This is a genomic window from Flavobacterium magnesitis (genome assembly GCF_041729735.1).
Classification (GTDB): Bacteria; Bacteroidota; Bacteroidia; order Flavobacteriales; family Flavobacteriaceae; genus Flavobacterium; species Flavobacterium magnesitis.
The window spans coordinates 46,942-60,057 of record NZ_JBCFQK010000006.1 but is presented as its reverse complement, the minus strand read 5'-3'; the positions used below and the strand labels follow the sequence as shown (position 1 = coordinate 60,057).

9 protein-coding genes are annotated in these 13,116 nt (G+C 35.1%); 7 read left to right on the top strand and 2 right to left on the bottom strand.

The window, feature by feature from the left end:
• The first annotated feature begins 149 nt into the window (after positions 1 to 149).
• Together trpS and AAGV33_RS06040 are read left to right on the top strand one after the other, a co-directional pair.
• Positions 150 to 1,121 (top strand): tryptophan--tRNA ligase, encoded by a 972-nt coding sequence (gene trpS, locus AAGV33_RS06045; protein WP_373391063.1) that lies wholly within the window; start codon positions 150 to 152, stop codon positions 1,119 to 1,121.
• Between the two features lie 133 nt (positions 1,122 to 1,254).
• Positions 1,255 to 2,067 (top strand): hypothetical protein, encoded by an 813-nt coding sequence (locus AAGV33_RS06040; RefSeq protein WP_373391062.1) that lies wholly within the window; start codon positions 1,255 to 1,257, stop codon positions 2,065 to 2,067.
• A gap of 57 nt (positions 2,068 to 2,124) precedes the next feature.
• On the opposite strand, the gene dprA is transcribed toward AAGV33_RS06040, so the two are convergent.
• Positions 2,125 to 3,225 (bottom strand): DNA-processing protein DprA, encoded by a 1,101-nt coding sequence (gene dprA / locus AAGV33_RS06035; protein WP_373391061.1) that lies wholly within the window; start codon positions 3,223 to 3,225, stop codon positions 2,125 to 2,127.
• A gap of 102 nt (positions 3,226 to 3,327) precedes the next feature.
• Here dprA and AAGV33_RS06030 point away from each other — a divergent pair, with 102 nt between their 5' ends.
• Complete coding sequence (locus tag AAGV33_RS06030) at positions 3,328 to 4,272, top strand: HU domain-containing protein (RefSeq protein WP_373391060.1); 945 nt, start codon at positions 3,328 to 3,330, stop codon at positions 4,270 to 4,272.
• 42 nt (positions 4,273 to 4,314) lie between these two features.
• On the opposite strand, the gene AAGV33_RS06025 is transcribed toward AAGV33_RS06030, so the two are convergent.
• Complete coding sequence (locus tag AAGV33_RS06025; protein ID WP_373391059.1) at positions 4,315 to 5,265, bottom strand: helix-turn-helix domain-containing protein; 951 nt, start codon at positions 5,263 to 5,265, stop codon at positions 4,315 to 4,317.
• A gap of 278 nt (positions 5,266 to 5,543) precedes the next feature.
• On the opposite strand from AAGV33_RS06025, the gene AAGV33_RS06020 reads away from it, so the two are divergent.
• The 4 genes from AAGV33_RS06020 (at position 5,544) to AAGV33_RS06005 (ending at position 13,056) form a co-directional block, all read left to right on the top strand.
• Positions 5,544 to 8,045 (top strand): L-rhamnose mutarotase, encoded by a 2,502-nt coding sequence (locus AAGV33_RS06020; RefSeq protein WP_373391058.1) that lies wholly within the window; start codon positions 5,544 to 5,546, stop codon positions 8,043 to 8,045.
• Positions 8,046 to 8,165: 120 nt separating this feature from the next.
• Positions 8,166 to 9,236 carry a Gfo/Idh/MocA family protein gene (locus AAGV33_RS06015; protein WP_373391057.1) on the top strand — a complete coding sequence of 357 codons (1,071 nt, stop codon included), beginning with the start codon at positions 8,166 to 8,168 and terminating at the stop codon, positions 9,234 to 9,236.
• Positions 9,237 to 9,248: 12 nt separating this feature from the next.
• On the top strand, positions 9,249 to 10,838 hold the full coding sequence (locus tag AAGV33_RS06010) for a sodium:solute symporter family transporter (protein ID WP_373391056.1): 1,590 nt from the start codon (positions 9,249 to 9,251) through the stop codon (positions 10,836 to 10,838).
• A gap of 13 nt (positions 10,839 to 10,851) precedes the next feature.
• The gene (locus AAGV33_RS06005; RefSeq protein ID WP_373391055.1) at positions 10,852 to 13,056 is read left to right on the top strand and encodes an alpha-L-rhamnosidase-related protein; all 2,205 of its coding nucleotides are present in this window, start codon (positions 10,852 to 10,854) and stop codon (positions 13,054 to 13,056) included.
• The last annotated feature ends 60 nt before the right edge of the window (positions 13,057 to 13,116 follow it).

The following is a 13,116-nucleotide window of genomic DNA, read 5'->3' as shown; positions in this document are numbered from 1 at the left end:
TTTTTTAAAGAATTAGTTTAAACTTAAATGACTTTTATGTTTAAAAAAAATAGATCAAAAAGATTCATCTTAACTAAATTTTTAAAATTTGCGAATTTGCGGTAAAAAATAAAAAACTTTGCGAACTTTGCGTTCAAGAAAAAAACAGCATGGCAAAAATACTTACCGGAGTTCAAAGTACAGGAACTCCACATTTAGGAAACTTACTTGGAGCAATTATTCCAGCGATACAATTATCTAATAATTCTGAAAACGAATCTTTTCTTTTTATTGCCGATTTGCATTCGGTTACCCAAATAAAAAACGGAGAAACCTTAAGAAATAATACGTATAGTGTTGCGGCAGCCTGGCTTGCGTTTGGATTAGATGTAAACAAAGTAGTTTTCTATAGACAGTCGGATGTGCCACAAACAGCCGAATTATCTTGGTATTTGAGTTGTTTTTTTCCGTTTCAAAGATTGACTTTGGCGCATTCTTTCAAAGACAAAGCAGACAGATTAGACGATGTGAATGCTGGTTTGTTTTCGTACCCCATGTTGATGGCTGCTGATATTTTATTGTATGATGCCGAATTTGTTCCTGTGGGCAAAGACCAGTTGCAACATTTAGAGATTACTCGTGATGTTGCTTCTCGTTTCAATCATCAGTTGGGAGAAACCTTTGTGCTTCCAGAAGCTAAAATTCAGGATGATAGTATGTTGATTCCGGGAACCAATGGCGGAAAAATGAGTAAATCAGCGAATAATATCATTAATATTTTCTTAGAAGATAAAGCGTTGCGCAAGCAAGTAATGAGCATCGAAACCGATAGTACACCACTTGAAGACCCAAAGAATCCAGATGCTTGCAATGCTTTTGCAATTTATTCTTTGTTAGCCAATGAAGAGCAAATTTCAACCATGAGGGCTAATTATTTAGGTGGAAATTATGGTTATGGTCATGCCAAGCAAGCTTTATTCGAATTAATCTGTGAAATTTTCAAAACAGAAAGAGAGAAATACCATTATTACATCAATAATTTAGAAGAAGTAGATGCTTTATTGAAAATAGGTGCTGAAAAAGCTTCGGCAGTAGCTAATGGTGTCTTAAAAAGAGTACGTACAAAACTTGGGTTTTTATAAAATATTTTGTGAACTACAATTTCAAAGAAATGTGTCTATTACGATTTTTTAAGAAAATTTTAATAGACACATTTCTTTTAGGCCGAATCTATTGTATAATTTTATAGGAAATAATGCAATAAAAAATATTATTATGAAAAAAATACATCTATCGTCTTTGGGACTTTTGGCTTTAGCTTTGGCAACAATGACCTCTTGTAAAGACAAAACGGATAAAACTACAGAAGATTCAGCTGTAGAAATGCCTGCAAAATCAGAAATTGCGGTTACTCCAATTGAAGATTCTAAAATGTTTCCTGGTGCTAAACTAACTGTTACTTCTGAAACAGCAACTGCTGCTGACGCTGATTCAGTAACTTTTAAAATTAATTATAAAGTTGCTAATTTTGAATTAACCCAACATACTGAAGGTCATCATGCGGAACACATGGCAAATTCTGGTCAAGGGCAACACATTCATTTTATTTTGGACAATAAACCTTATTCGGCATTGTACAAACCGGAACATGAAGTGAAATTAGAGAAAGGAAGCGAACATTATTTATTGTCTTTCTTATCACGTTCTTACCATGAATCTTTAAAAGATAAAGATGCGTTTGTAGTGGAGCATTTTAAAATTAATGATAAAGGAGCTTACGAAAAATTAGCTGAACCTAAAGAACCAATGTTGTTTTATAGCCGTCCAAAAGGCGAATATAAAGGTGCTGACATTAAAGCAGTTTTGTTAGACTTTTTTGTTGTAAATACAACTTTAGCTAAAGATGGTTATAAAGTACAAGCGAATATAAATGGTCAGGATTTTATGTTGGACGAATGGAGACCTTATCAAATTACAGGGCTTCCAATGGGTGAAAATACCATAAAATTAACTCTTATGGATGCTGACGGAAAAGCTGTTTCTGGAGAAAATACTTCTGTTGAGCGAAAAATTACTTTAATGGAATAAGTTTCATTTTATTTCAAATAAAGAAAGCGGTACTATTTTTAGTATCGCTTTCTGTTTTTATATCGCTTCAAACAATTTCCCTGGTAAAGGTCTAATTACACCTTTAAGTTCCATGTTTAATAATAATGCCGAGATTCGATAAATAGGAAACTCGCATTCCAAAGCAATAATATCCATTAATTCTTTTCCTGTTTTTAAGAGGTAATCGTAGATTTTTTGTTCGTCAGAATCTAGGGTAACGAACAATTGTTTTTGTACGCCCTTAGTTTCTTCTTTAATGTCCCAATTGAGCATATAAATCAAATCGGCGGCACTGGTGAGTACATTTGCTTTTTGGGTTTTAATGAGATTGTTGCAACCTGCGCTGTATTTGTCAGTGGTGCGACCTGGAACGGCAAAAACATCGCGGTTGTAATCATTAGCCATATTAGCCGTAATTAAAGAACCGCCTCTGTCAGCCGATTCGATGACAATGGTGGCTTCGGCAATACCCGCTACAATCCGATTTCTTTTCACAAAATTTTCTTTGTCAGGATTAGTCGAACTCCAAAACTCGGTCATAAAACCGCCATTTTGTTCCATCTTAGCCATGTATTTCTTGTGGTTTTTAGGGTAGATTTGGTTTAAACCATGAGCCAAAACGCCAATGGTTTGTAAATTGTTTTCCATAGCTAGTTGATGCGCCACAATATCTACTCCGTAAGCAAAACCGCTAACGATGATTGGATCAAGTGGAACTATATCTTCGATTAATTTTTTGCAAAATTCAGTTCCGTACGAAGTAATTTGTCGTGTTCCTACAATGCTAATTATCTTTCTGTTTTTTAAATCGATATTTCCTGATGTAAACAATAATACAGGAGCATCAAAACAATGTTTGAGTTTGTCCGGATAATTTTCGTCTTGAAAATAAGAGACGTTAATCTTATTTGCTTGGATGAATTCCAATTCTTTATTGGCTTTGTCAAATATGCTTTGGTCTTTTAGGTTTTTCAGTAATATACTGCCTACGCCGTCAATAGCTGCAAGTTGGTTGGTTTTGGTTTTAAACACAGCCTCTGCAGAGCCGCAATGGCTGATTAGTTTTTTCGCCATAATGTCGCCTACGCCTTCAACTCTTTGCAAAGCTAATATGTAAAATAAATCGGATGTTGTCATGCTAAATATTTGAAGTTGAAATGTATAAATTTTCGGTCAGATTGTTGATAAAAATTGTGAATAAAATTTTGATAACTATTTTCATTGTATAACTTTGTAAACATGAATATAGAACACTACATAGGCCAACTTTTATATCGTTATCAATGTGTTACCGTTCCTGGTTTCGGTGCTTTTTTGACTGAAATTCAATCGGCTCAATGGGTTGAAAGCGCAAATTCTTTTTTTCCTCCTAAAAAACAGATTTCTTTTAATACCAACATTAAAAATAATGATGGTTTATTAGCCAATCATATTGCCAGAACAGAGAAAACATCTTATGAATATGCCATTAGCGCTATTCAATTTGAAGTTTTGAACTGGAAAAAAGAATTGGAAACAAACAGAGCGTTGACAATTAAAAATGTAGGTAGTTTTGCATTGAATGCTACTGATAATTTAATCTTTACACCAACGGAACAAAAAAATTATTTGACTAGTTCTTTTGGCTTGGCTTCTTTTATTGCTCCAGCTGTTAAAAGAGAATCTTTTGAAGAAAAAGAAGAAATTAGCGAGGAAACTCCAGTAATTTCTTTGGTTACCGAAGAAAGAAACGGTCGTTCTTATTTAAAATATGCTGCTGTTTTTGTTATTGGATTAGGATTGTTAGGCAGTGTGGGTTATCCGGTTTATCAAAACCAAATGGCTACGCAAAGAGTTTTGGTTGAACAAGCGGTACAAAAACAAGTAGAAAACAAAATTCAGGAAGCTACTTTTTTTATTAAAAGTCCAATGGCTCCCGTAACGCTTTCGGTAAAAGCGAATAAAGAGCAAAAAATGCCATATCATGTGGTAGCTGGTGCTTTTAGAGATGAGAATAATGCAGAAGAAGTTTTAAAAAAATTATCTAAAATGGGTTATAAAGCCAGAAGATTAGAGGCTAATAAACACGGTCTTTATCCTGTGCTTTACGGAAGTTTTGCTACTTATGCCGAAGCTCAAAAAGTTAAAAATGAAGTTCGGGAATCAGAAAATCCAGAAGCCTGGTTGCTGGTGGAATCATTATAAGATTTAAAGCCTGTTCGTAAGAATGGGCTTTTTTTTGGACTATTATTTCCTTTTTTTCTGTTGTTGAATCTGGAATTTTCTCGGGCTAATCCCGTTGCGTTGCGAAAAAGTAGAGGTAAAATGCTGCAATGACGAAAATCCGCAGACAAAAGCAATTTCAGACATGTTACTGTTTTTTTTGTTTTGAATCAACTGAATCGCTTTTTCGAGTTTTAAACTAATAATAAAACTGTTGGGCGGAAATCCGGTAAGTTTTTTTACTTCATAAGTAAATTTGGTTTTTCCCATATTAAAAGCCGTTGCCAGGTCTTCAATATGCCATTTTTTAGTCAAATCACTTTGAAGTAATTGTGTTAGTTTTTCAATAAAACTGTCTCCTTCCTGATTTTTTTGAATTTTATTCGAAAGTTGGCGGTGCAAATCGATGAAGAGATTCTCCAGAATATTTTGAACTTTTATCTCGAAACCTTCTTCCTGAAACGCCAATTCATTTCGTAATTCGTCAAAATATTTTTTAAAATTCTTAGCTTTTTCGAGTACGGCATTATTGGCATCGCCAATCATTTCGCCTAGATTTTGCTGAAAATTTTTAGATAATTTACTCCAATTGCCTAAGTCCAAAGCGGTATTTTTTGAAAATTCAAAAGGCTTAATAATGATCCAGTTGATTTGACCAATGTCCATAATTCCCGAAATACTTCCGTTTTCATGCCAGGGCGCCGTAACCGATAAATTTTCGGGAAGTAATTCGATTTCTTTGCCTTCAATTACCCAATCGTATTTTCCGCTGTTGACATAATGAATCTCAATTCCATCATTCAAATGCGGACGCATGGTGTCGTCAATACGAACTTTGGAGAATTTCATACTACCAAACTGACTGATAAAAGGGAGTTTTTTTAATGGTCCTGGATTGTTTTCGTGCCACCAAACACCATAATTACCATGCTCATCTTTCTCTCTTAAGGTTTTTGGTAATAAAAAAGAATTCATAAATTATTTTGTATTAAATTGGTATAAAGATAATTATTAAATTTATTTATTGAAATAACAAAGGTTTTTATAAAATCGACCGTTGTTTAAAAATATGATTTTTTTTGAATAAAAATGGGTATCTTGCCCAACCCAATTTATTTATTTCAAGTGCATTAGAGTCGACAGGCTTTTTTTTAAGTTTAAAAATAATAACGTTTACATTTTTATTTTACAGATGATAAATGCGATTACAAATTGGTCTAAGTCAGAATTCAATTATAATTAAAAATAATAGTATGTTTCTAAAAAATCGAAATAGTTTATTCACCTTTCTTCTAATGTTTTTTGCCGTATTTTCTATGCAAGCTGCTGATATTTGGGTAGCCACAAATGGAAAAGATACCAATGAAGGTACAAAAACAAGTCCTTTAGCAACGGTGCACATGGCATTGAGAAAAGCCAGAGAATTGCGTCGCTTGAAAGATGCTTCGATAAAAGGAGGAATTCATATTATCATAAAAGACGGAACGTATTATTTTGATGAGCCTTTGTTTGTAAGGCCAGAAGATTCTGGAACAGCCGATAGCCCAACAATTATTGAAGCGGATGCCAATGCAAAACCGATTTTTAATGGCGGAATTGAAATTAAAAATTGGAAAAAAACCACTACTTCCATAAACGGATTAAAAAAAGGAACGGTTTGGGTTGCTGATGCACCAGAAATAGCGGGCGAATTAATCAATTACCGCCAACTTTGGGTAAATGATGTAAAAGCAGTACGAGCTAAAAGTACGGCTGGAACTACCATGGAAAGAATTTTGTCTTGGGACAAGGAAACTGAAACTTGCTGGATTCCTTTCAAAGACAAGTCTATTCAATTTGAGCCAGGAATGGAAATGTTCATTGTACAATGGTGGGCAATTGCCAACTTGCGTATCAAAAATATCGAAGTTAAAAAGGACAGCGCCCGACTTTCATTTGAAAAACCAGAAAGCCGTGTTCAAAGTGAGCATCCCTGGCCAGCACCTTGGATTTCAAAAAATAACGGAAACTCTGCATTCTTTTTAAACAATGGAATGTCAATGCTAAATGAAGCTGGCGAATGGTATTTGGATAGAAAAAATAGAAAGATTTATTACATTCCAAGAGCAGGAGAAAATATGGCTTCTGCTAAAGTAACTGTGCCGGTTTTAGAAAACTTGGTAGAAATAAAAGGAACTATTGATTCTCCAGTACACGATGTAAAGTTTAAAGGAATTTCGTTTCAGTATAGCAATTGGCTTCGTCCTTCTCAGCAAGGTCATGTTCCGTTGCAGGCAGGATTGTATTTGCTGGACGCTTACAAATTGAAAATTCCGGGAACTCCTAATCAGGCTACTTTAGAAAATCAGGCTTGGGTGGGAAGACCCAGAGCAGCTGTGGAAGTGAATTTTGCTAACAACACCGTATTTGAATCTTGTAGCTTTGAGCATTTGTCTTCTACAGGATTAGATTTGCATAAAGGAACAAATAACAACAAAGTACAAGGAAATCTTTTTAAAGATATTGGTGGAAACGGAATCAATCTGGGCGTTTTTTCTGAAGAAGCTTTCGAAGCGCATTTGCCATTAAATGTAAGAGACGAAAGAGAAGTTTGTTCGAATGAATTAATTGCCGATAATTTGATTACTAATGTTGCCAATGAAGATTGGGGATGTTTAGGGATTGCCGCTGGTTTTGTGAAGAATCTGACCATCAAACACAACGAAATTTCAGATGTTGCCTACAGCGGAATTTCGATGGGTTGGGGTTGGACACACACCGAAAATGTGATGCAAAACAATAAAATATTGGCAAATAAAATCCATCATTATGCGAAACATTTGCACGATGTGGCTGGAATTTACACGCTTTCATCACAGCCAGACAGCCGAATAGAAGAAAATTATATTGATAAAGTGTACAACAGTCCGTATGCTCACGATCCGTTTTTGTGGTTGTATTTGTATACCGATGAAGGAAGTCAGGGCTTTACGATTAAAAACAACTGGATTCCGATTCAGAAAATCCTAAAAAACAACAATGGGCCGAAAGGGAATATTTGGCAGGATAACAACCAGTTTGTAAGCACTACAATCAAAGAAAATGCTGGAATTCGTGCACCTTTTGCAAATTTGAAAAAAGAAGTAGTTGTTGATGAGGCGTGGGGATTACAAGAAATGCCAAAATCGGTAGCGATAGAATTAATCGGTCAGCATTTTGATATCGAAAAAATCAAATCGACGATAAAAGGTTTCCGAATTGTAGGCGAAGAATTGTACCAATGGGAAAATCATTTGGTGATTTATGGTTTGATGAATCAGCCAGAAAGAACAAAAAGGAAACTGGCATTGGCTTTTCCTGAATTACAAATCAAAATCTATGAAAATCCAATTTATGATTTTCAAAATTTTGAAAGATGTAAGGATTCTAAACCCGCATCAGAATGGGAAAATATTTTGTTGACCGCTAATTTAGTGGAAGATGAAAAAATGCAAAAAGAGTATGTGGATTATCACACAACTCAGTTTGAAAAATGGCCAGAAATTGCTAAAGGTTTCTGTAATGCCGATTTCCAACAATTGCAAGTATTCAAAAACGGAAGACAGTTAATGTTAGTCATTAGTATTCCAAAAGGAGAAGATTTAGACAAACTAAATCCAAAAACAACTAAAAATAATCCTCGTGTGGACGAATGGAATGCATTGATGAAAAAATACCAAACAGGTATTGAAGATGCAAAACAAGGAGAAACTTGGATGTTTTTGAAGAAGATTTAGCAGAGAAAAGAATAAAGAAAATAGAGTAAAGAGAATCATTATAAAGAGCCGTAGGCTCGGTGATATTGTAGGGATGGATTTTAATCCGTCCTCAGATAATAAAAAATTAAACAAAAATCAATGTTAAAAATAGCCATTTTAGGTCTTGGAGAAGGGCGCAGTACTATGTCAGCCGCTCTAGAAAGCAGCAAAGTAGAGTTGGTAAAAGTTTGTGATAGAAATGAAGAATTGTGCCAGCAAAGAGCCAAAGAATTTGATTTTCATTCTTATACTACCAATTACGATGATTTATTAAAAGACGAAGCTATTGATATCATTGCGATTTATACACCAGATCATTTGCATGCTGAACATGTAAAACAAGCCTTATTGCATGGAAAACACGTAGTTTGTACCAAACCTTTTATTGATGATCTTTCGGATGCTAAAGAATTATTGGAACTGAGTGAGAAAACAGATAAAAAAGTATTTATAGGTCAAAGTTCACGATTTTTTGAACCGGCTAAAAGACAAAGAAAAGATTTTGAAGCAGGAATTATCGGTGATTTGATTACAATAGAATCGCATTATCATGCGGATCACCGTTGGTTTTTGAAAAAAGAATGGTCTTTATTACAATCATTCAAATGGTTGTACGGAGGATTGAGTCATCCTGTGGATTTTATCAGATGGTATTTACCCAATATCGAAGAAGTAATGGGTTACGGAATGATAAGCAGCAACGGAAAAACAGCAGGTTTGAAAAATGAAGATACGATGCATTTTATTTTCAAAGCAACTGATGGACGAATTGCCAGAGTAAGTGGAGTCTATACTTCGCCAACGCAGCCAACCAAAAGAGATAGCGGAATGAGCGTTATTTTGAGAGGAACTGAAGGAGCAAGCCAAGCAGATTATCACGAATTGCGTTATGCTGTTACTGATAAAGAAGGTGAAGAAAAAATCATTCACTGGGGCGATGCGACTTTAAAATATTATTTCCGTTTTGAAGGACAAAGTCATCATGGTGGGGAATACCAAAACTATTTAGAATATTTTGCAGATAGTATTGAGCAGGGTTTTACAGCTTATCCAGATATGAAAGAAGGAATAGGAACTGTAGCTTTATTGCAAGCGATGGATAAAACATTACAAACCGGAATGCCAGTAAAAATTGCTGATGTTTTGGCTGAATTTGAGATTGAATTATAAAACCAATACGAAATGAGTAAAATCAGTAGTTTTTTAGAACCCATAGATTATGCCGTAGTTATTGGTTATCTTCTGGTGTTAATTGCCTTTGGTTATTATATTTCTTTTGTAAAGAATAAAAAATCAGAAGATGAGAGTATTTTTTTGGCTGGAAACACTTTAGGCTGGGGAAGTATCGGTTTGAATATGTGGGGAACTAACGTAGGGCCGTCGATGCTGATTGCTTCAGCAAGTGTTGGTTTTACAACTGGTATTGTTGCGGGAAACTTTGCCTGGTATGCTTTTATTTTTATTCTGCTTTTAGCGGTGGTTTTCTCACCAAGATATTTGGGGGCTAAAGTATTGACTTTACCGGAATTTATGGGAAAACGCTTTGGCGATTCTACCCGAAATATTCTGGCTTGGTACACTTTAATCACGATTTTGATTTCCTGGTTGTCGTTAACCTTATTTGCTGGCGGTATTTTGGTAAAACAATTATTAGACATGCCAATGTATCTTTCGGTAATTATCATGGTAGTTCTTTCTGGTTTTTTTGCGGCAGCAGGAGGTTTGAAAGCGATTGCTTATACTAATGTTTTCCAAATGTTATTGCTTATTGCGGTTTCACTTTTGTTGGTTGTCATGGGTGTCAATAAAGCAGGCGGACTAGAACATATTTATAATAGTACTCCGGGTTCCTATTGGAATTTATTACTACCAGCAGATGATCAAAATTATCCTTGGTTGGCTATTTTATTGGGTTACCCTATCATGGGAGTTTGGTTTTGGTGTACCGATCAATCGATGGTGCAATCTATTTTAGGAGCCAAAAATTTAAAACAAGGACAATTGGGAGCTAACTTTATCGGTTGGTTGAAAATATTAGATGTGCCTTTGTTTATTTTACCAGGAATTGTGTGTTTTGTTTTGTTTCCAAATTTAAAAAATCCAGATGAAGCGTATATGACGATGGTAACGCAATTGTTTCCTGCGGGATTAAGAGGACTGATTATTGTAGTATTGATTGCAGCTTTAATCAGTACAATTGGGTCGGCATTGAATTCCTTAAGTACCGTGTTTACAATGGACGTTTATGTAAAAAATCACAAGCCAAATGCTACAAACAAAGAGATTGTTAAAATAGGAAGATTAGTTACTTTATTCGGTTCCTTGTTATCTATTTTAATCACATTAGCCATTGATAGTATCAAAGGCCTGAATCTTTTTGATATTTTTCAATCGGTTTTAGGGTTTATTGCTCCGCCAATGTCAGTTGTGTTTTTATTTGGTGTGCTTTGGAATAAAACCACCACAAGAGCGGCTAATTTGGTGTTGACTCTTGGAACTGTTATCAGTTTAGGAACGGGTGTTTTATATTTGTGGGTTTTTCCAAATAAAATTTACAATTGGCCTCATTTCCTGCTTTTGTCATTCTACATTTTTGTGGGACTTTCGATAATGACTTACCTCATTACCATTACGGATAAAGCAGGCCAAAAAGATCATCAAACCTTATTACGAATCAATCCTGCGGCTAAACCCGACAAACAGGTTAAGATATTATGGGTTATCCTGACTTTAGTTATGATAGCACTTTATGTTATTTTTAATGGGCATTAAAATTAAATTGAATATGAAAAAAATAGCTTTTTCAGCAAAAAAAATATTGGTTTTAGTTTTTGCAATTGGATTTTTGTTCCAAGGTTTTTCAGGTTTTGCACAAGAAAAATCAAAAGAAAGCAAAGCGACCTGGATTTGGTATCCCGGAGATTTCGAAGTTTGGTTAAGCAATAAAATGCAGGTAAGGCGTACAGAGCGCGAAGCGGTATTTCCACCGCTTTGGCAATATTACAGTCCTTATGCTTTGGTAACTTTTCAAACAGAAGTAGAAATTCCAGAACCAGACGAGGTAAAAATCTACTCAGAAGGACCTTTTCAATTACTTCTAGATGGTATTCAGGTTTACGGACAACCAAAATCAATAAAAATTCCTGCCGGGAAACACAAAATTTCATTTAAAGTATACAATCAGGAAGTGTTGCCAGCTATTTATATTAGTGGCAAGTATGTTAAATCGGATGCGTCCTGGAAGGTGACTAATGAAGATAAACTTTGGATTGATGAAAATGGAAAAGCACAACAATCAGGTACTCCATGGGTGCCTGTTGGTTCCTGGAACTTTGATTCACCAGAGAATAAACCTTCTGAGTTTAAACTAACAACGACACCCTGGAACGCCAAAAAAACAGAAAAAATAGGAGCTGGTCAGTTGGTAGATTTTGGTAAAGAAACTTTTGGTTATATCAAAATTCACGGTTTAAAAGGAAAAGGTAAACTAGCACTTTATTATGGTGAATCTCGTGAGGAAGCTTTGGATACTGCCAGATGTGAAACACTAGACGATTTATCTTTTGATGGAAACCAGCCTGAAACTTACACACATGATGGGTCAAAAGCTTTCCGATATGTTCAGGTACAAGCTGATCCAACTGTAAAGTATGATTCTATTTCGATGTTGTATGAATATTTGCCATTAGATTATCGTGGGGCATTCAAATCTTCAGACCAACAATTGAATCAAATTTGGGATGTATCGGCTTACACCATGCATTTAACATCTCGCGAATTTTTTATAGACGGGATTAAACGCGACCGTTGGGTTTGGTCTGGCGATGCTTATCAAAGTTATTTAATGAATTATTATCTATTCTTTGATTCGCCTTCTGTAGAAAGAACTATGTTGGCGCTTCGTGGTAAAGAACCTGTGACGGCTCATATAAATATCATAATGGATTATTCGTTGTATTGGTTTGTGGGGGTTTACGATTATTATTTACACACGGGCGATACCAAATTTATCAAAACTTTTTATCCACGAATGAAATCATTGATGGAATTCTGTTTAGAAAGAAGAAACAAAAATGGATTTTTGGAACCCTTAGAAGGCGATTGGGTTTTTATTGATTGGGCAAACGGATTACCAAAAACAGGCGAGGTTAGTTTTGAGCAAATGCTTTTAGCCAGAAGTTTAGAAGCTATGGTAGTTAGTGCTGAAATTGCAGGTGAAAAGGATGACCAGAAAGAGTATAAAAAACTAGCAGATGATTTAAAAACAAAATTATTTGATGTGTTTTGGGACAAGAAACAAAATGTCATGAAGCACCAGCGTATCGATGGCGTAATGCAAGATATTGTAACCAGATACGCTAATATGTTCGGTATATTTTTCAATTATTTTAATGAAGAACAAAAACAAAGTGTAAAAAATAAGGTGCTGCTGAATAAAGATGTTCTTCAAATCACAACACCCTATATGCGTTTTTATGAGTTGGAAGCGTTGTGTGCTATGGGCGAACAGGATTATGTGCTGAAAGAAATGAAAGACTATTGGGGAGGAATGCTAAAAGAAGGCGCAACCTCTTTCTGGGAAGAATACAATCCAAGTAAAAAAGGAACAGAGCATTTAACGATGTATGGTCGTCCTTATGGAAAAAGTCTTTGTCATGCCTGGGGAGCAAGTCCGATTTACTTATTAGGGAAATATTATTTAGGTGTAAAACCAACCGCTCCGGGTTATGCTGAATATGAAATCAAACCGAATTTAGGCGGATTGCAATGGATGGAAGGAAAGGTACCAACACCAAAAGGTGAAGTGGTATTGTATGTAAGCAAATCAGAAATCAAAGTAAAAGCAGGGGAAGGCGAAGGAAAATTGATTATTGAAAGTAAGAACAAGCCAAAAACCAATTCGGGAACGATTACAGAATTGGCTAAAAACAAATATCAATTGACGGTAAAACCGAATGTGGAGTACAAAATAAGTTATAAAGCAATTTAAGTTTGTCATTGCGAGGAACGAAGCAATCTCATTAGTTGCTCAAATTTTAAATAAAAGAAT